This window comes from Streptomyces luteolifulvus, from assembly GCF_008806595.1.
Classification (GTDB): domain Bacteria; phylum Actinomycetota; class Actinomycetes; order Streptomycetales; family Streptomycetaceae; genus Streptomyces; species Streptomyces luteolifulvus.
This window is the reverse complement of record NZ_VZRB01000021.1, coordinates 40,379-57,738: the sequence shown is the minus strand read 5'-3', so window position 1 is coordinate 57,738 and position 17,360 is coordinate 40,379. Positions and strand designations below refer to the sequence as shown.

Below are 17,360 nucleotides of genomic sequence, written 5' to 3'. Positions count from 1 at the left end.
AAAATTAGCAATGGACGGGGAGTCCACAGGGCCCCACAGTGGACCCATGGAGACCTTCGAGAGCCTCGTCCGTGCCGAGTTCGCCCCGAAGAACACCTATCTGAACACCGCGAGCACCGGGCTGCTGCCCGCCCGCACCGTGGACGCCATGCGGATCGCCGTCCAGGCGGCGGCCGCCGGGCAGCCCACGGACATGTTCGCGGACGTGGAGGCCGGCCGCGCCAGTTTCGCCCGGCTGACCCATGTGCCCGTCGACCGGGTGGCGGCGGGGGCCTCGGTCGCCGTCTACAGCGGGCTGATCGCCTCCGGTCTGCGGGAGGGGGCCGAAGTCCTCACCGCCGAGGGCGACTTCAGCTCGGTGGTGAACCCCTTCCACGTCCGCGGCGACCTCAAGGTGCGCACCGTCCCACTGGAGCGGATCGCCGAGTCCGTACGGCCCGGCACGGCGCTCGTCGCCGTCAGCGCCGCCCAGTCCGCCGACGGCCGGATCGCCGACCTGCCCGCGATCCGGGCGGCCGCGCACGAGTACGGGGTGCGTACCTACATCGACGCGTCCCAGGCCGCGGGCTGGCTGGACTTCGACGCGGGCGCCTACGACTACGTCGCCTCCGTCGCCTTCAAGTGGCTGTTCTGCCCGCGCGGCGTGGCCTTCCTGACCGTTCCCGAGGACCTCGGCGGCATCACCCCGCTGTTCGCGGGCTGGGTGGCGGGGGAGCGCCCCTGGGACGCCTGCTACGGCCCGGTCGAGGAACTCGCCCGTTCCGCCCGGCGTTTCGACGAGAGCCCCGCTCTCTTCTCGTACGCCGGCGCCCGCCGCTCCCTCGCCCTGCTGGAGGAGCTCGGCCTGGACGCCGTACGTAAATACGATCTCGCCCTGGCCGACCGCTTCCGCAACGGTCTGCTCAGCCTTGGCCAAGAACCGGTCCCGTCACCCGGCTCGCCGATCGTCTCCGTGCCCGGACTCGGCCACCGGCAGCCCGGGCTGAGCAGGGCGGGAGTCGAGGTGTCCGACCGGGCGGGCAATCTGCGCGCCGCCTTCCATCTGTACAACACGCCCGAGGACGTCGACCGGCTGCTGGACGTCCTGTCCACGTGAACCACTGGCGCGGGCCCGGCGGGGACGCTAGGAAGGGCACCAGGGGTGGTGGTGCCGGTGGAGACCACGGGCAGGACGTCCGTACATCCGCCCGCCGACGCGGAACTGCACCGGCGGCTGGTGTACGGCGACGAGTCCGCGCTGGCCGAGGCGTACACGGCGTACGGAGGACTGGTGCGGGCAGTCGCCGCGCGCGTCACCCGCAGCCCGGCCGCCGCCGAGGACGTGGCGCAGGAGGTCTTCGCCCAGCTGTGGAGCAGACCGTACGCCTTCGACGCGCGCCGCGGCTCGCTGCGCACCTGGCTGTCCATGCTCGCCCACCGGCGGGCCGTGGACTGGGTGCGCAGCGAGGCCCGGCACCGCAAGGACGCCCGCGCCGACGACTGCGCGCTGCACGCCATCCCGGACGCCTCTCCCGGCCCCGACCAGACGGTCGTCGACCGGGAACGCTCCCTGCTGCTGCACTCGGCCCTCGCCGAACTCCCGCAGCCGCAGCGGGAGGTGGTGCACCTGGCCTACTTCGCGGGCCGCACCTACCGGCAGGCCGCCGTCGAACTCGGCATCCCGGAGGGCACCGCCAAGACCCGGCTGCGCACCGCCCTGCGCAATTTGGCCGCGACCCTGGCGGAAGTGCCCGACCCGCCCGACCCCGCGTGGGAAAAGGGCGCATGATGGCGAGAGGACCCGGGAAAGGAGGCGGTGCGCCGTGAGCGACGACCACGAGGTCGTACGGGAGCTGCTGGCCGCCTGGGCCTTCGGGGCGCTGTCGCCCGCCGAGGAGAAGACGGTCCCGCCGCATCTCGCCGAGTGCGAGAGCTGCGCCGCGGAGGCGGCCCGGCTGCGCGAGACGGTACGGCAGCTGGAGGGGCCGCCGGAGAACGGCGGGCGGTCACACATCGGCGACGGCGCGGTGTCCTTCGCCCTGCGCGCCCGCCCCGCCGCCCCCCGCGTGGCCGCGCACGCGGCCCCCTACGCCGCCGCCGTAGCCGGCCTGAAGGCACTGCTGCTTGAGGCGGACGGCCGCTGGGGCACCCCCGTCGTGCACGACTGGGACGTGCACGCGACCGTCGCCCACCTCATCGCCGCCGACGAGCCGCTCGCCGGGCAGCTGGGCGCCGGCGGACGGGTGCCACCCGCCCCGGTCACGGACGGTGAGGGATGGGAGGCGGCCTGGAACCGGCGGACCGCCGAAGTCATCGCTCAGGAGCACGGCCGCAGCTGCGAGGAGACCGTCGCCGACTGGGCCGCGCAGGCGGGCGCGCTGCTGGCCACGCCCGAGGCCCGCGATCCGGTGCTCGCCGCGCGCGCGGTGACGCTCATGGGGGTACGGCTGCCGGTCGCCGACCACTTCGTGGTGCGCGCCTTCGAGGTGTGGATCCACAGCGACGACATCGGCCGTGCCCTGGGACTGACCGTCCCGCCGCCGCCCGAGGAGCACCTGGAGCAGCTGGTCCGCCTGGCCGTCCGCATCCTCGGCGCGGCCCTCGGGCCCGCCGCCCCGCCGGTGCTGTTCGCGGTCACCGGCGGCCAGGAGTGGGTGCTGGGCTCCGCGGACGAGCCCGTACAGGCGGAACTCACCCTGGACCCGGTCGACTTCTGCCTTCTGGTCGGCGGCCGGTACTCGCCCGACGAGGTCCCGCGCGGGGCCACCGGTGACGAGGACGCCGTACGGAACGTACTGGAACGGGCGGCGTCACTGGCGTGGCTGTGAAACACCCATCGCCGATGACGCCGCCCGGACCAGTACTCACCCCACGGGCGTGAAGTCCCGTGCCCCGATGAACTCCGGTCGGCGCACCGGTGCCGCGAACGGCTCCACCGCCGCGTTCTCCACGCTGTTGAACACGATGAACACGTTGCTGCGCGGGAACGGGGTGATGTTGTCCCCGGAGCCGTGCATGCAGTTGCAGTCGAACCAGGTCGCCGAACCGGCCTTCCCCGTGAACAGCTTGATGCCGTACTCGCCGGCCATCGCCGTCAGGGCCTCGTCCGACGGCGTGCCCGCGTCCTGCATCTGGAGCGACTGCTTGTAGTTGTCCTTCGGCGTGGCCCCCGCACATCCGAGGAACGTGCGGTGCGAGCCGGGCATGATCATGAGCCCGCCGTTGGTGTCGTGGTTCTCGGTCAGCGCGATCGAGACGGACACCGTCCGCATGTTCGGCAGACCGTCCTCGGCGTGCCAGGTCTCGAAGTCCGAGTGCCAGTAGAAGCCGCTGGCCCCGAAGCCCGGCTTGACGTTGATCCGCGACTGGTGGACGTACACGTCCGAGCCGAGGATCTGCCGGGCCCGCCCGACGACCCGCTCGTCGCGCACCAGGGAGGCGAACACCTCGCTGATCCGGTGCACTTCGAAGACGGAGCGGATCTCCTTGGACTTCGGCTCGATGATCGACCGTTCGTCGGCGCGCACGGCGGGATCCGTGACGAGCCGCTCCAGCTCCTGGTGGTACACGGCGACTTCGGCAGCCGTGATGAGCTGCTCGACGGCGAGGAAGCCGTCGCGCTCGTACGCCTGCAGGTCGGCGGCCGGGACGGGGCCGGGTGTGTCGGGGGCACCCCAGACGACCGGGTCCTGGCGGGGGACGGACACCTCGGTGGCGCCGCGGCTGGGGTAGAGATCGGTGACGGTGGTGGTCATGGTGATGTCACACCTCCTCGGGTTCGGTGAGCACGGGGTAGACGCCGTTCTCGTCGTGGTCCTCCCGTCCGGTCACGGGCGGGTTGAAGACACAGATGCAGCGGAAGTCCTCCTTGATCCGCATCGTGTGCCGCTCGTGCCCGTCGAGGAGGTACATGGTCCCGGGCGTGATCGTGTACTTCTGCCCGGTCTCGTCGTCGGTGAGTTCGGCCTCGCCCTCGACGCAGACGACGGCCTCCATGTGGTTCGCGTACCACATGGACGTCTCCGTACCGGCGTACAGGACCGTCTCGTGGAGGGAGAAGCCGACCCGCTCCTTGGCGAGCACGATGCGTTTGCTCTCCCAGGTGCCGGATGCGGCCTTCACATGCCGGTCGGTGCCTTCGATGTCCTTGAACGAACGGACGATCACGGTGGTGCACTTCCTCCTGGCTAGGCGGATTCCCGGACGGCACGGGCGAGGACGCGCAGCCCCTCGTCCAGCTCGTCGGGTGTGATGGTGAGGGCGGGCAGCAGCTTGACGACCTCGCTCTCCGGGCCGGAGGTCTCGATGAGCAGCCCCAGCTCGAAGGCGCGCCGCGCGACCCGCTCGGCCCGGGCCTTGTCGTGGAACTCCAGGCCCCACACCAGACCCCGGCCGCGGTACTCCTTGACGTCGGCGAGGTTCTCCTCGGTGACGGAGATCAGCGCCTGCTCGATCTGCTCGCCGCGGGTCCGGGTCTGCTTCTCCATCGCGGACCCGTCGGTCCAGTAGGCCTCCAGGGCCGCGGTGGCCGTGACGAAGGCGGGGTTGTTGCCGCGGAAGGTGCCGTTGTGCTCGCCCGGCTCCCAGATGTCCAGCTCCGGCTTGAACAGGCACAGCGACATGGGAAGGCCGTATCCGCTGATCGACTTGGACACGGTGACGATGTCGGGCACGATCCCGGCCTCCTCGAAGGAGAAGAAGGCCCCGGTGCGCCCGCATCCCATCTGGATGTCGTCGACGATCAGCAGCATGTCCTGGCGCTCGCACAGTCCGGCGAGCGCGCGCAGCCACTCCGGGCGCGCGACATTGATGCCACCCTCGCCCTGCACGGTCTCCACGATCACGGCGGCCGGCTTGTTGAGCCCGGATCCCTGGTCCTCCAGCAGGCGCTCGAACCAGAGGAAGTCGGGGACCGTGCCGTCGAAGTAGTTGTCGAACGGCATGGGCGTGCCGTGCACCAGCGGTATCCCGGCGCCGGCCCGCTTGAAGGCGTTGCCCGTCACGGCCAGCGAGCCGAGCGACATGCCGTGGAAGGCGTTGGTGAACGAGACGATCGCCTCGCGCCCCTTCACCTTCCGCGCCAGCTTCAGCGCGGATTCCACGGCGTTGGTGCCCGTCGGTCCCGGGAACATGACCTTGTACGGCAGGTCGCGCGGCCGCAGCACCAGGTTCTGGAAGGACTCCAGGAAGCCGCGCTTGGCGGTGGTCGACATGTCGAGCCCGTGCGTGACACCGTCCCGCTCCAGGTAGTCGATCAACGCGCGTTTGAGGACGGGGTTGTTGTGCCCGTAGTTCAGGGAGCCCGCGCCCGCGAAGAAGTCCAGGTACTCGTGGCCGTCCTCGTCGTGCAGACGGCTGCCCTGCGCACGGTCGAAGACGGTGGGCCAGCCGCGGCAGTAGCTGCGTACCTCGGACTCCAGGGTCTCGAAGACGCTGAGGTCGGGCTGGGTGATGGTCACGACGAAACGCTCCTCGTTGCGTGGGGGTCAGGCAGAGGGAGTGAGAGAAAGGGGACCGATGCGGTACAGCACCTCGGGGTCGTGCGGCCCGTCCGGGAACTGACCCGCATCGAAGAGCACCTCGCGCTCCACCCGGGCGCCGTGGCGCTCGGCGAACGAGGTGAACAACCGCTCGGAGGCGGTGTTGCCGGGTGTGATGGTGGTCTCCACGGCGGTGAGCCCGCGCTCGGCGGCGGTCCGCAGCGCCAGGCCGTCCAGCAGCGCGGCGGCGAGCCCGCGCCCGCGGTGCGCCGAGTCCACTGCGACCTGCCACACGAGCAGCGTCCCCGGGCGGTCCGGTCGTACGTAACCGGTGACGAAGCCCACCGGCTCGCCGCGCTCGTCACGCGCGACGGCCGAGGTGGCGGCGAAGTCGCGGCACCACAGCAGATAGCTGTACGACGAGTTCAGGTCGAGGGCCTCGGAGTCCCTGGCTATCCGCCACAGTGCGGCTCCGTCCGCCACCATCGGGCGGTCGATCTGCAGGTCTGCTTGTGCGGCAGTCATGCGAATTGAATTTACCGAGGGAAATTCCAAATTGCATCGCCGAACAGGGTTACGTGCGGTCGGCTGGTGTGTTATCGCGCGGGCGCGGGTGATCGCGCGAGGGCGGTGTCAAAGCTGGCGGTTTGTCCGGCATATAACGGGCGAACCGGTCTCGGTGTGTAACGCATCACAGCCATGTAATCCTCATGAGATCTGCCCGAAATACACCGGTCGACGGTCGCGGAATCTTTGCGTTTAGGGTGAGGGAAAGCGGGCAGAAGAAAACGGGCGACTACCCCGGAAAGAATTCCGGAAATTAATTCCGAATTGGGCTGCGAGCCGCCGGCGGGTCGACGGCGGGCCCTTCGCGGCCGGTCCGGCACCCCGTGCCGGGCCGCCCCCGCTGCGGAGCCCCCGGATGCGACTTCTTAGGCCGGAGGGCCTCGTAGCCATCGGTTTGGTTTGAGAGACCCAAACCTCTCCTTATAATCGGAACCCATAGTTCCCACACAGGAGGCTCTCCGTGAACACGCACCTCGGGCGCCGGACCCGCATTCTGGCCGCCACCACCGCGACGGCGGCGCTGGTGCTCGTGGCCGCCTGTACGTCCAGCGACGACGGCGGCAGCGGCTCGAAGACCGCCGCCGGCGGAGTCGAGCTCGTCAAGGCCGGTCAGCTCACCACCTGCACCCACCTGCCGTACCCGCCCTTCCAGTCGGAGATCGACGGCAAGGTGCAGGGCTTCGACGTCGCCCTCATCGACCTCGTCGCCAAGGACCTGGGCGTGCAGCAGGAGATCCTCGACACGCCCTTCGAGAACTTCAAGACCGGTGCGTTCCTCAACTCCGGCGCGTGCGACCTGGCCGCGGCCGGCATGACCATCACCGAGGAGCGCAAGAAGAACGTCGACTTCTCGGACCCGTACTTCGACGCCACCCAGGCCGTCCTCGTCGACAAGAAGAGTGGCATCACCTCGCTGGCCGACGTCAAGACCAAGGGCGCGAAGCTCGGCGCCCAGGCGCAGACCACCGGCGAGGACTACGCCAAGAGCCAGGGCTTCGACCCCGTCTCCTTCGAGTCCTCCGACGCGGTCCTCAACGGACTGCGCTCCGGCCAGGTCAAGGCCGTCGTCATCGACTACCCGGTCGTCCAGGGCTGGCTCAAGGACAAGGCCAACGCGGACGCCTTCGAGGTCGCCGACAACATCAACACCGGTGAGCAGTACGGCTTCACGGTGAAGAAGGGCAACACCGAGCTGCGCGCCGCCATCAACAAGGCGCTCGCGGACGCGAAGGCCGACGGCACCTACAAGAAGCTGTACGAGCAGTGGATCGGCCCGTACGACCAGGCCGCGGCCTCGCCCGCGGCATCCTGATCCCATGGCCTCCACAGACGCACCCGTCCAGCCCAGGAAAACGGGCCTGACCAGACGTCAGAAGCGCAGGCTGTCGCGCGGCGTCCAGTACGCCGTCTTCGTCGCCGCCGTGATCGCCTTCGCGGTCACGGCCGACTGGGACCGGCTGCAGAACCAGTTCGCCCAGGCGGACATCGCCCGGCAGATGTTCCCGGACGTCATCACGCTGGCGCTGAAGAACACCGTGCTGTACACGGTGTCCGGCTTCGCCGTCGGACTGGCCCTCGGCATGGTCATCGCGCTGATGCGACTGTCGTCCGTGGGCCCCTACCGGTGGCTCGCCGGCGTGTACATCGAGATCTTCCGCGGTCTGCCCGCCCTGCTGATCTTCATCTTCATCGGCGTGGCCGTACCGCTGGCCTTCCCCGGCACCGAGATCGTCGGCGGCACCTACGGCAAGGTCGCCCTCGCGCTCGGCCTGGTGGCCGCCGCCTACATGGCGGAGACCATCCGCGCGGGCATCCAGGCCGTGCCCAAGGGGCAGGTGGAGGCGGCCCGTTCGCTGGGCTTCTCGCCCGCGCGGGCGATGGTCTCGATCATCATCCCGCAGGCGTTCCGGATCATCCTCCCGCCGCTCACCAACGAACTGGTCCTGCTGTTCAAGGACTCCTCGCTGGTGCTGTTCCTCGGCGTCACCCTGGAGGAACGCGAACTGTCCAAGTACGGCCGTGACCTGGCCAGTACGACCGCCAACTCCACGCCGATCCTGGTCGCCGGCCTGTGCTATCTGCTGGTCACGATCCCGCTCGGCCTCGTCGTGCGGCGTATGGAGGCGAAGGCCCAGGAGGCCGTGAAATGAGCCGACCGGAGATTCGGGTCAAGGACCTGCACAAGTCGTTCGGCGACAACGAGGTGCTGCGCGGCATCGACCTGGAGATCGGTCAGGGCGAGGTCGTGTGCGTCATCGGCCCGTCCGGCTCCGGCAAGTCGACCCTGCTGCGCTGTGTGAACCTCCTGGAGGAACCCACCAAGGGCCAGGTCTTCGTCGGCGGCACCGAACTGACCGACCCGGACGTCGACATCGACGCCGTACGCCGCCGTATCGGCATGGTCTTCCAGCAGTTCAACCTCTTTCCCCACCTGTCGGTCACCGAGAACCTCACGCTGCCGCAGCGCCGGGTGCTCCGCCTCGACAGGGCGACGGCCGCGAGGGTGGCCGCCGAGAACCTTGAGCGGGTGGGCCTCGCCGAGAAGGCGGACGCCTACCCCGCCTCCCTCTCCGGCGGCCAGCAGCAGCGCGTCGCCATCGCCCGGGCGCTGGCGATGGGCCCCGAGGTCATGCTGTTCGACGAGCCGACCTCGGCGCTCGACCCCGAGCTGGTGGGCGACGTCCTCGCCGTGATGCGCATGCTCGCCGACGAGGGCATGACGATGATGGTCGTCACCCATGAGATGACGTTCGCCCGCGAGGTCGCCGACCGCGTCGTCTTCATGGACGGCGGAGTGATCGTCGAGGACGGCACACCCGGCCAGGTCATCGGCAACCCCCGCCACGAACGCACCCGGCACTTCCTCTCCCGCCTCCTCGACCCCGCGATGGCGGAGGTGGAGGAGGAGACGTCGGACCGGGTGGGCAAGGCCGACCGGTAGCGCGGGATCCGGGTTGACTAGGGTGCGGTACATGAGCGATCACGCGGTGCTGCACGTGAAGGGCCGGGTCCTCGTCGGTCCCGACGACGTCCGGGACGAGCTGTGGGTCATCGACGGCCGGATCTCCTACGACCGTCCCGCCGGCGCCCGCGACATCCCCACCGTCGAGGGCTGGGCCCTGCCCGGCCTCGTCGACGCCCACTGCCATGTGGGCCTCGGTGCCCACGGCCCCGTCGACGCGGACGTCGCCGAGAAGCAGGCGCTGACCGACCGCGAGGCCGGCACCCTGCTCATCCGCGACGCGGGCTCGCCCTCCGACACCCGCTGGGTCGACGACCGCGAGGACCTGCCGAAGATCATCCGTGCCGGCCGCCACATCGCCCGGACCCGCCGCTACATGCGCAACTACGCGCATGAGATCGAGCCGGACGAACTCGTCGCCTACGTCGCCCAGGAAGCCCGACGCGGTGACGGCTGGGTCAAGCTGGTCGGCGACTGGATCGACCGGGACCTGGGCGACCTGTCCGCCTGCTGGCCGCGGGACGCGGTCGAGGCGGCGATCACCGAGGCGCACCGGCTGGGCGCGCGGGTGACGGCGCACTGCTTCGCCGAGGAGTCGCTGCGGGATCTGGTCGAGGCGGGCATCGACTGCATCGAGCATGCGACGGGCCTCACGCAGGACCTGATCCCGCTGTTCGCCTCACGCGGCGTCGCCATCGTCCCGACGCTGGTCAACATCGCGACGTTCCCGAGGCTCGCGGACGGCGGCGAGTCCCGGTACCCGCGCTGGTCGGCCCATATGCGGCGGCTCCACGAGACCCGCTACGACACGGTGCGCTCCGCGTACGACGCGGGTATCCCGGTCTACGTCGGCACCGACGCCGGGGGCTCGCTCGCGCACGGTCTGGTGGCGGGGGAGGTCGCCGAACTGGTGGCGGCAGGCATCCCCGCGACCGAGGCCCTGTCGGCGACGACGTGGGGCGCGCGGCGGTGGCTGGGCCGGCCCGGTCTGGACGAGGGGGCACCGGCGGACCTCGTCGTGTACGAGAGCGACCCGCGGGCCGATGTACGGGTCCTGGCTGCGCCGCGACGGGTGGTGCTGAACGGGCGGATCGTCGGCTAGCGGGCGCTCAAGGGTTTTCGCCCCCGCCGCCCCTACCCGTCCCGTCCCTGGGGGCTCCGCCCCCAGACCCCCGCTTCGGCCCTGAACGGGCCTCGTCCTCAAACGCCGGACGGGCTGGATTGGCGTTCAGCCGTGTGCCTGTGCCATCGCTCCGTTCAGCGCCCGCAGGAACCCGTTCACCGTCGCCCGGTCCCGCACCGCGAGCCGTAGCCACTCCTCGTTCAGCCCGGGAAACGTGTCTCCTCGCCGGACCGCATAGCCGAGGTCGCGCAGATGCCGACGTACCGCGGCGGCCCCCGGCAGCCGGACCAGCACGAACGGGCCTTCCGCGGGCTCCACGACCCGCAGCCCGGACGAGGCGAACTCGGCGAGCCCGGCGACGAGATGGGCCCGGTCCGCCGCGATGCGGTGCGCCGCGTGCGCGGCCTCCGCCAGCGCCCGCGGCCCCACACACGCCTCGGCCGCAGTCAGCGCCGGCGTGGACACCGGCCACAACGGCTGGGCCCGCTCCAGATCCGCGATCGTCTCCGGGGCCGCCAGCACATAGCCGATGCGCAGCCCGGCCAGCCCCCATGTCTTCGTCAGGCTGCGCAGGACGACGAGTCCGGGCACGTCCGTCCGCCCGGCCAGGGCCTCCCGCTCACCCGGCACCGCGTCCATGAACGCCTCGTCGACCACCAGCGTCCGCCCGGGGCGGGCGAGCCCGGCGATCGAGGCGGCCGGGTGCAGGACGGACGTGGGGTTCGTCGGATTGCCGATCACCACCAGGTCCGCGTCCTCGGGGACGGCCGCCGGGTCCAGCCGGAAGCCGTCCTCCTCCCGCAGCAGCACCCGGTCGACCGTGTGGCCCGCGTCCCGCAGCGCCGCCTCCGGCTCCGTGAACTGCGGGTGCACCACCAGCGGCCGACGGACCTTCAGCGCCCGCGCGAGCAGCACGAACGCCTCGGCGGCGCCCGCCGTCAGCAGCACCCGCTCCGCCGGCAGCCCGTGCCGCGCCGCCACCGCGGCCCGCGCACGGCGCCCGTCCGGGTAGGCGGCCAGTTCGCCCAGCGACGCGGCGATCGACTCCCGCAGCCACGCGGGAGGCGTGTCCGCGCGGACGTTCACGGCCAGGTCGACCAGTGCCGAGCCGTCGTCACGCACCTCGGAGTCCCCGTGGTGCCGCAGATCGTGCCCGTCAGTGCGCATGGGAGTGTGCGTGCCCGCCGTGGTGGTGGTGTCCGTGGTGGTGGTGACCGTCGTCGTCGGGGTGGAAGTGCGGCTGCTGCGGCAGCCCCACCTTCTCCTCGAAGCCGGGCAGGGCGATCCGGTACACGCACGAGTCGCAGTTCATCCGCAGATCGCCGTCGACGGCCTCCCGATAGCGCTCCATCACCAGGTCGAGCAGCTCCGGCTCCGGACCGATGACGTCCGCGGACCGTACCTCGACCTCCGGGTGCGCCTGCGCCCAGCCCTCGGTCTGCTGCCGGACCCGGTCCGGCAGGATGCCCGTGAACAGGAAGTACGGCAGGACGACGATCCGCCGCGCCCCCAGCTTCACGCACCGGTCCAGGCCGCTCGGCACGTCCGGGGCCGCCAGCGACACGAACGCCGTCTCCACGCCCGCGTATCCGCGCCCCTCCCACAGCAGCCGCGCCGCCTTGTGCACCTCGGCGTTGGCGTCGGGATCGGTCGACCCGCGCCCGACCAGCAGCACGATCACATCGGCCCGGTCGTCGGGGGTGCGCGCAACACCGCCGAGGGCCTCGTCCAGCCGCCGCTCCAGTACCGACAGCAGCGAGGGGTGCGGGCCGAGCGGACGCCCGTAGGTGTACGAGATGCCGGGGTGGCGCTCCTTCTCGCGGGACAGCGCCGCCGGGATGTCCCCCTTGGCGTGTCCGGCGGACACCAGCATCAGCGGTACGGCGGCGAACCGTCGTACGCCCCGCTCCACCAGTTCGGTCACCGCCTCGCCCAGCGGCGGCGGGGACAGCTCGATGAAGCCTCCCGCGACGGGCAGTTCGGGGTGGCGGCGCCCCAGCTCGCGGACGAAGTCGCGGAAGGCCTCGGCCCCGGCGTCGTCCCGGGTGCCGTGGCCGGCGATGAGCAGGGCGGGCGGCGGGGTGGTCACGATGGCTCCTCGGAAGGCGAAGTGGGGTGGTACAGCAGGGCGTTGAGCGCGGCGGCGGCGACCGCCGAACCGCCCTTCTCGGACACGTTGCTCACGGCGGGCAGTCCGCTCTCCCGCAGCGCGGCCTTGGACTCGGCCGCCCCGACGAAGCCGACGGGCAGGCCGATGACGAGTGCCGGAGCGGCGTCCAGGGCGAGGAGTTCCTCCAGCGCGGTGGGTGCGCAGCCGATCACCCACAGGGCCCCGGGACCGACCTCCTCGTAGGCGAGCCGGATCGCGTGCGCCGAACGGGTCAGCCCCGGCCCGGACCTGGCGTCCTTGAGCCGGCACACGGTGTCCCGGCGGGTGATGCCGGCCGCGACCATCTCCACGTCGACGACCACGGGCGCACCGCCGTGCAGGGCGGAGTGCGCCTCGACCAGCTCGGCCTCGTCCATGACGAGATCGGCCGCGTAGTCGAGGTCGGCCGCGGAGTGGATGACCCGCTCCACCACCGCCCGGGTCAGCGGCGGGAAGCGCGAGGTGTCGAGGCGGGCGCGCAGCCGCCGGAAGGACTCCTGCTCGATCGGGTGGACGACGCGGTTCACTCGGTCTCCTCCTGCGCGGTCTCCTGCCAGCGGTAGCCGCGGGGCGTCACCATGCGTCCCGCGATGTTCCGGGTCGCGGTGTTGCCCACGGTCACGACCGTCATCATGTCGACCGTCCCGGGGTCCAGAGCGGCCAGGGTCGTCAGCCGGCTCGACTCGTCCGGCCGGGAGGCGTTGCGTACGACCCCGACGGGCGTCCCCGGCTCCCGGTGCCCGGCGAGGATCGCGAGCGCCTTCGGCAGCTGCCAGTCCCGGCCCCGGCTGCGCGGGTTGTAGAACGTCACGACGATGTCCGCCTCCGCGGCTGCCCGCACCCGCCGCTCGATGACCTCCCACGGCGTGTGCAGGTCGGACAGGCTGATCGACACATGGTCGTGGCCCAGCGGCGCACCGAGGATCGCGCCGGCCGCGAGGGCGGCGGTGACGCCCGGTACCCCGATCACCTCGATGTCGTCGGAGGCCTCGGCCAGCGCGGGCGAGGCCATGGCGTAGACGCCCGCGTCCCCGCTGCCGATCAGCGCGACCGCGTGCCCGTTGCGGGCCTCGGCGACCGCGGTCCGGGCCCGCTCCTCCTCGGCCCCGAGCCCCGACTCCAGGATGCGGGTGCCGGGCCGCAGCAGATCGCGGATCTGGTCGACGTACTGGTCGAGCCCGACGAGCACGGAGGCGCGCCGCAGCTCCGCCTTCGCGCGGGGCGTCAGCAGGTCGCGGGCGCCCGGCCCGAGTCCGACCACCGCGAGCCGGCCGCGCGCCGGACGCCGGACCACCGCACAGGTCGCCATCGCGGGCCGGGCGGCCGACTTCCGCTTGGGGACGAGGAGTTCGCCCCCGCCCATGAGCGCGGCGGCCTCGGCGACGGACGGGGTGCCCACGGCGGCGAGCGGGGCGTCGGAGGGATGGGGGACGTCGATCCGGGCCAGTTCCTCGGCGGAGTACGTGACCAGGGGGACGCCGAGGCGCTGAGCAGCCTCCACGATCCCCGGCTCCCCGGCCTTGGCGTCGACAGTCGCGAGCTCGGCGACCGACCTGGAGGAGAGTGCGGCCTCACGCAACGAGCTCTCGATCAGGTCGAGCACTTCCTCGACCGGGGCACCCTTCGAAGCGCCGACGCCGACGACGAGCGAGGGCGGCCGGAGCAGCACCTCGTGCTCGGCGGGCGCGACGAGACGGTCCGTCAGCCGGATCGTGTACGACCCCTCCGCGCCCGCCCGGAGCGCCGGCAGGGGCCAGGCCACCTCCGTCTTCAGCGCCACCGGCTCCCCGTCGAGCAGGGCCCGCGACACGCCCGCGACATCCCCCTCCACCGGCAGCCCCAGCGTGTCGAGGCCCGGCACGCCGACCGCGTCCGTCGCCGTGGTGACCACGGGCTCGGCGGCCAGCAACTCGCCGACCTCAAGGGCCAGTTCATTGGCCCCGCCGCCATGCCCGCCCACCAGCGACACGGCGAACCGCCCGCCCTCGTCGACGCACACCACACCAGGGTCGGTCGCCTTGTCGCCCAGCAGGGGCGCGACCAGCCGTACCACGGCTCCCGTGGCGAGGAAGCACACGAGCTGCTCGCACTCCGCGAACGCGGCCCGTACGGCGTCCCCCACGGGCCCGTCGTACACACGCGTGCGGTCCGGCCACGCCGCGGCCAGCCGGTCCCGCGCCGCCGCCCCCGCCGCGGTGGCGGAAATGAGGCCGATCACTGGGCAACTCCTTCGGTACGGGCGTGAGGCCTGACGCCCCACAGCAGAAAAACGGGGTTGGTCGCCGCGAGCCGGGTCACGTCCCCCGGCAGCGGAGAGAGGCGGGACGACTGCAACAGCACGCCGTCGCAGTCGAAACCGGCGTCCATCAGGGCGGAGCGCGCCGCCGGGACCCGGTCCAGCGCGGCCATGGCGACGACGACGGCGCGCCGGGCCCGCCGCGCACACACGGTCACGATGTCGGGCAGCTCGCGCCCGCCGCCCCCGACGAACACCGCGTCGGGATCGTCGAGTCCGGCCAGCGCGTCCGGCGCGGTGCCGTGCACCACGTGCACATCGACGCCGTGCGCACCGGCGTTGGCGCGGATCCGCTCCACCCCGTCCGCGGCCTTCTCGACCGCGCTGACGGCGGCGCCGAGACGCGCGCACTCCACGGCCACGGAACCCGAGCCGGAGCCGACGTCCCACACCAGGTCGCCCGGCCGCGGTCCGAGCCGGGCCAGGGCCAGCGCCCGCACCTCGAACTTGGTGATCATCGAGTCCCGGTGGGTGAACTCGCCCTCGTCCAGGGCCCATCGGGCGGGCGCCACGGCCGGTCCCGCGAGCGTCCGCACGGGGCCGAGCATCCGCGTCTCGTCCAGGCACAGGACGACACTCACCGCCGTACCCCAGTCACGGGCCGCGGCCTCGGCGGGAGAGACCCGCTCCACGCGCTCGCCCGCGGGGTCGCCCAGCGCGGACGCGACGACCAGCAGCCGCCCCGGAGCGGTACGGGCCAGCACAGCGCCCAGTTCGGCGGGCCCGGCGCCGGGCCCGGTCAGCACGGCGACCTTGGGATGCGCCCGGCAGACGTTCACGGCCGTCCGCAGCTCCCGTCCGTGCGCGCTGACCACCACCGCGTCGTCCCAGGTCAGCCCGAGGCGCGCGAACGCGGCGGCGACGGAGGACACCCCCGGCCGGACATCGAGCCGATGCGAACCGAACCGTTCGGCCAGCGCCCGCACGATCCCGAAGAATCCGGGATCCCCGGACGCCAGCACGATCACGCGCCGGTCCTTCTCGACGTACTCCTCCATGGCGTCGAGGGCGGGCGCCAGCGGCCCGAGCACGATCCGCTCGGCGGCCTCCGGCAGCCGTACGGCGTCCAGATGCCGTCGGCCACCGACGACGAGCTCGGCCCCGGCGAGCTCATCCTCGCCGGGCGCCGCGCCCGTCCCCGTGCCCACGACCATGATCATGTGCTCGCGCCCCGGGCACGCAGGGCCTTGCGGGCCTCGGGGTCGGCCTTGCGGAAACCGTGGAAGTGACCGGGGTGGTACAGGTGCGACCGGGTGCCCTGCGCGTCGAGCGCGGGGCCGACCAGGAACAGCGTGTGCTTCCAGAGCTTGTGCTCCTTGACCGTCTCCTCCAGCGTGCCGATCGTGCACCGCACGACCAGCTCCTCCGGCCAGGTGGCCTGGTAGGCGACGACGACCGGGGTGCCCGTCGGATAGCCGCCCTCCAGCAGCTCCCGCACCAGCTGCCCGCTGCGGGCGGCCGACAGGAAGATCGCCATGGTGGTGCCGTGCCGGGCGAACTCACGCACCTCCTCACCGGGCGGCATCGGCGTCTTGCCGCCGCCGAGCCGGGTGAGGACCACGGACTGCGCCACCTCGGGAATGGTCAGCTCACGCTGCGCGAGAGCCGCGACGGCGGAGAAGGCGGAGACACCGGGGACGACCTCCGTCCCGATGCCGATCTCCGCGCACCGGTCGAGCTGCTCCTGCGTACCGCCCCACAGGGCCGGGTCGCCGGAGTGGATGCGCGCCACGCGCAGGCCCTCCTCCCGGGCGCGCCGGTAGACGGCGACGACGTCCTCCAGGGACATGGCCGCCGAGTCGAGGATCTCGGCGTCCTCGCGCGCGTGCTGGAGGACCTCCGCCTGCACCAGGCTCGCGGCCCAGATCACGACGTCGGCCTCGGCGATCGCGCGCGCGGCACGGAACGTCAGCAGATCGGCGGCGCCGGGGCCGGCACCGACGAAGGTCACCTTGCCGGTGGGGGCATCGGCCATGGGAATCGGTCCTCTCTGACAACAGGTCTTACGGGTGGTGCGGATGCTGACGCCGGATGTGCGGGAACGGGGTGCGATCCGATAGCAAGGGCACATGGCGGTCTTCGTCGCGCTCGGCGCGTTCCTGATGACGCTGGCCGGCGGCTGGACGGCACAGCGGGTGACCGACCGCCGTCATCTGGTCCTGGGTCTGGCCGGTGGCCTGATGCTGGGCGTGGTCGGCCTGGATCTGCTGCCGGAGGCGCTGGTGGCGGCCGGCACCGAGGTCTTCGGCGTACCGGCGGCCCTGCTGCTGTTCGTGGCCGGCTTTCTGCTGGCCCATCTGGTGGAACGCCTGCTGGCCCACCGTCAGGCCGCGCACGGCGCCGAGGAGGTGGACGGTCGCGCGCCCGAGGTGGGCCTGACCGCGGCCGCCGCGATGGTCGGTCACAGCGCCATGGACGGCGTGGCGATCGGCGCGGCCTTCCAGGTGGACGGCGGCATGGGCGCGGCGGTCGCCCTCGCCGTCATCGCCCACGACTTCGCCGACGGGTTCAACACGTACACGATCACGAGCCTGTACGGGAACGCCCGCCGCAGGGCGCTCGCCATGCTGTTCGCGGACGCGGCGGCACCGGTCGTCGGAGCGGCCTCGACCGTGTTCCTCACCATCCCGGAGCAGCTGCTCGGCGGCTATCTCGGCCTCTTCGGCGGCGCACTGCTCTACCTTGCCGCCGCCGAGATCCTGCCCGAGGCCCACCACGAGCATCCGGCCCGCTCGACCGTGCTGTGCACGGTGGCGGGCGCGGCGTTCATCTGGCTGGTGGTGGCCGTGTCCGGATGATCCGGA

The 17,360-nt window shown here is 72.0% G+C and carries 18 protein-coding genes; 8 read left to right on the top strand and 10 right to left on the bottom strand.

The window, feature by feature from the left end; translation table 11 throughout:
- The first annotated feature begins 46 nt into the window (after positions 1 to 46).
- The 3 genes from F7R91_RS26810 to F7R91_RS26800 are packed head-to-tail and all read left to right on the top strand — an operon-like array spanning position 47 to position 2,807.
- The gene (locus F7R91_RS26810; RefSeq protein ID WP_150952122.1) at positions 47 to 1,096 is read left to right on the top strand and encodes an aminotransferase class V-fold PLP-dependent enzyme; all 1,050 of its coding nucleotides are present in this window, start codon (positions 47 to 49) and stop codon (positions 1,094 to 1,096) included.
- 45 nt (positions 1,097 to 1,141) lie between these two features.
- Positions 1,142 to 1,768 (top strand): RNA polymerase sigma factor, encoded by a 627-nt coding sequence (locus F7R91_RS26805; protein WP_408056066.1) that lies wholly within the window; start codon positions 1,142 to 1,144, stop codon positions 1,766 to 1,768.
- 34 nt (positions 1,769 to 1,802) lie between these two features.
- Positions 1,803 to 2,807: a maleylpyruvate isomerase family mycothiol-dependent enzyme gene (locus F7R91_RS26800; protein ID WP_150952119.1), complete on the top strand. Its 1,005-nt coding sequence runs from the start codon at positions 1,803 to 1,805 to the stop codon at positions 2,805 to 2,807.
- 36 nt (positions 2,808 to 2,843) lie between these two features.
- Here the strand turns inward: F7R91_RS26800 and thpD are convergent, their stop codons facing one another.
- The 4 genes from thpD to ectA are packed head-to-tail and all read right to left on the bottom strand — an operon-like array spanning position 2,844 to position 5,984.
- Positions 2,844 to 3,734, bottom strand: a complete 891-nt coding sequence (gene thpD, locus F7R91_RS26795; protein ID WP_150952116.1) for an ectoine hydroxylase — start codon at positions 3,732 to 3,734, stop codon at positions 2,844 to 2,846.
- A gap of 7 nt (positions 3,735 to 3,741) precedes the next feature.
- Positions 3,742 to 4,146 (bottom strand): ectoine synthase, encoded by a 405-nt coding sequence (locus F7R91_RS26790; RefSeq protein WP_150952114.1) that lies wholly within the window; start codon positions 4,144 to 4,146, stop codon positions 3,742 to 3,744.
- Between the two features lie 20 nt (positions 4,147 to 4,166).
- The gene (ectB, locus tag F7R91_RS26785; RefSeq protein WP_150952111.1) at positions 4,167 to 5,438 is read right to left on the bottom strand and encodes a diaminobutyrate--2-oxoglutarate transaminase; all 1,272 of its coding nucleotides are present in this window, start codon (positions 5,436 to 5,438) and stop codon (positions 4,167 to 4,169) included.
- A 27-nt stretch (positions 5,439 to 5,465) separates the two neighbouring features.
- Complete coding sequence (gene ectA, locus F7R91_RS26780) at positions 5,466 to 5,984, bottom strand: diaminobutyrate acetyltransferase (RefSeq protein ID WP_150952109.1); 519 nt, start codon at positions 5,982 to 5,984, stop codon at positions 5,466 to 5,468.
- Between the two features lie 502 nt (positions 5,985 to 6,486).
- On the opposite strand from ectA, the gene F7R91_RS26775 reads away from it, so the two are divergent.
- The 4 genes from F7R91_RS26775 to F7R91_RS26760 are packed head-to-tail and all read left to right on the top strand — an operon-like array spanning position 6,487 to position 10,090.
- A complete protein-coding gene (locus tag F7R91_RS26775) occupies positions 6,487 to 7,338 on the top strand; it encodes an ABC transporter substrate-binding protein (RefSeq protein ID WP_150952105.1) in 852 nt (283 codons plus the stop codon).
- A 4-nt stretch (positions 7,339 to 7,342) separates the two neighbouring features.
- Complete coding sequence (locus F7R91_RS26770) at positions 7,343 to 8,176, top strand: amino acid ABC transporter permease (protein ID WP_150952102.1); 834 nt, start codon at positions 7,343 to 7,345, stop codon at positions 8,174 to 8,176.
- Complete coding sequence (locus F7R91_RS26765) at positions 8,173 to 8,967, top strand: amino acid ABC transporter ATP-binding protein (protein WP_150952100.1); 795 nt, start codon at positions 8,173 to 8,175, stop codon at positions 8,965 to 8,967. Before F7R91_RS26770 ends, F7R91_RS26765 begins: the two co-directional genes overlap by 4 nt.
- A gap of 31 nt (positions 8,968 to 8,998) precedes the next feature.
- The gene (locus F7R91_RS26760; RefSeq protein WP_150952097.1) at positions 8,999 to 10,090 is read left to right on the top strand and encodes an amidohydrolase family protein; all 1,092 of its coding nucleotides are present in this window, start codon (positions 8,999 to 9,001) and stop codon (positions 10,088 to 10,090) included.
- A gap of 126 nt (positions 10,091 to 10,216) precedes the next feature.
- Here the strand turns inward: F7R91_RS26760 and cobC are convergent, their stop codons facing one another.
- Genes cobC through cobM form a run of 6 tightly spaced genes read right to left on the bottom strand, consistent with a single transcriptional unit; the run spans position 10,217 to position 16,531 of the window.
- Positions 10,217 to 11,278 (bottom strand): Rv2231c family pyridoxal phosphate-dependent protein CobC, encoded by a 1,062-nt coding sequence (cobC, locus tag F7R91_RS26755; RefSeq protein WP_150952094.1) that lies wholly within the window; start codon positions 11,276 to 11,278, stop codon positions 10,217 to 10,219.
- Positions 11,268 to 12,200 carry a sirohydrochlorin chelatase gene (locus F7R91_RS26750; RefSeq protein ID WP_150952091.1) on the bottom strand — a complete coding sequence of 311 codons (933 nt, stop codon included), beginning with the start codon at positions 12,198 to 12,200 and terminating at the stop codon, positions 11,268 to 11,270. Before F7R91_RS26750 ends, cobC begins: the two co-directional genes overlap by 11 nt.
- Positions 12,197 to 12,787 (bottom strand): precorrin-8X methylmutase, encoded by a 591-nt coding sequence (locus F7R91_RS26745; protein ID WP_150952088.1) that lies wholly within the window; start codon positions 12,785 to 12,787, stop codon positions 12,197 to 12,199. The genes F7R91_RS26750 and F7R91_RS26745 overlap by 4 nt, the downstream gene beginning before the upstream one ends.
- On the bottom strand, positions 12,784 to 14,478 hold the full coding sequence (cobJ, locus tag F7R91_RS26740; protein ID WP_150952085.1) for a precorrin-3B C(17)-methyltransferase: 1,695 nt from the start codon (positions 14,476 to 14,478) through the stop codon (positions 12,784 to 12,786). The genes F7R91_RS26745 and cobJ overlap by 4 nt, the downstream gene beginning before the upstream one ends.
- A complete protein-coding gene (cbiE, locus tag F7R91_RS26735) occupies positions 14,475 to 15,716 on the bottom strand; it encodes a precorrin-6y C5,15-methyltransferase (decarboxylating) subunit CbiE (RefSeq protein ID WP_150952082.1) in 1,242 nt (413 codons plus the stop codon). The genes cobJ and cbiE overlap by 4 nt, the downstream gene beginning before the upstream one ends.
- A complete protein-coding gene (gene cobM / locus F7R91_RS26730) occupies positions 15,713 to 16,531 on the bottom strand; it encodes a precorrin-4 C(11)-methyltransferase (protein ID WP_150952078.1) in 819 nt (272 codons plus the stop codon). The genes cbiE and cobM overlap by 4 nt, the downstream gene beginning before the upstream one ends.
- Before the next feature lie 94 nt (positions 16,532 to 16,625).
- Here cobM and F7R91_RS26725 point away from each other — a divergent pair, with 94 nt between their 5' ends.
- The gene (locus F7R91_RS26725; protein ID WP_150952075.1) at positions 16,626 to 17,354 is read left to right on the top strand and encodes a ZIP family metal transporter; all 729 of its coding nucleotides are present in this window, start codon (positions 16,626 to 16,628) and stop codon (positions 17,352 to 17,354) included.
- The last annotated feature ends 6 nt before the right edge of the window (positions 17,355 to 17,360 follow it).

Excerpts from the sequence above, each read along its gene's own strand:
- F7R91_RS26725 (WP_150952075.1), top strand. The coding sequence starts at position 16,626 with ATGGCGGTCTTCGTCGCGCTCGGCGCGTTCCTGATGACGCTGGCCGGC.
- F7R91_RS26810 (WP_150952122.1), top strand. The coding sequence starts at position 47 with ATGGAGACCTTCGAGAGCCTCGTCCGTGCCGAGTTCGCCCCGAAGAAC.
- cobC (WP_150952094.1), bottom strand. The coding sequence starts at position 11,278 with ATGCGCACTGACGGGCACGATCTGCGGCACCACGGGGACTCCGAGGTG.
- F7R91_RS26770 (WP_150952102.1), top strand. The coding sequence starts at position 7,343 with ATGGCCTCCACAGACGCACCCGTCCAGCCCAGGAAAACGGGCCTGACC.
- F7R91_RS26765 (WP_150952100.1), top strand. The coding sequence starts at position 8,173 with ATGAGCCGACCGGAGATTCGGGTCAAGGACCTGCACAAGTCGTTCGGC.
- cobM (WP_150952078.1), bottom strand. The coding sequence starts at position 16,531 with ATGGCCGATGCCCCCACCGGCAAGGTGACCTTCGTCGGTGCCGGCCCC.
- ectA (WP_150952109.1), bottom strand. The coding sequence starts at position 5,984 with ATGACTGCCGCACAAGCAGACCTGCAGATCGACCGCCCGATGGTGGCG.
- thpD (WP_150952116.1), bottom strand. The coding sequence starts at position 3,734 with ATGACCACCACCGTCACCGATCTCTACCCCAGCCGCGGCGCCACCGAG.
- cbiE (WP_150952082.1), bottom strand. The coding sequence starts at position 15,716 with ATGATCATGGTCGTGGGCACGGGGACGGGCGCGGCGCCCGGCGAGGAT.
- F7R91_RS26760 (WP_150952097.1), top strand. The coding sequence starts at position 8,999 with ATGAGCGATCACGCGGTGCTGCACGTGAAGGGCCGGGTCCTCGTCGGT.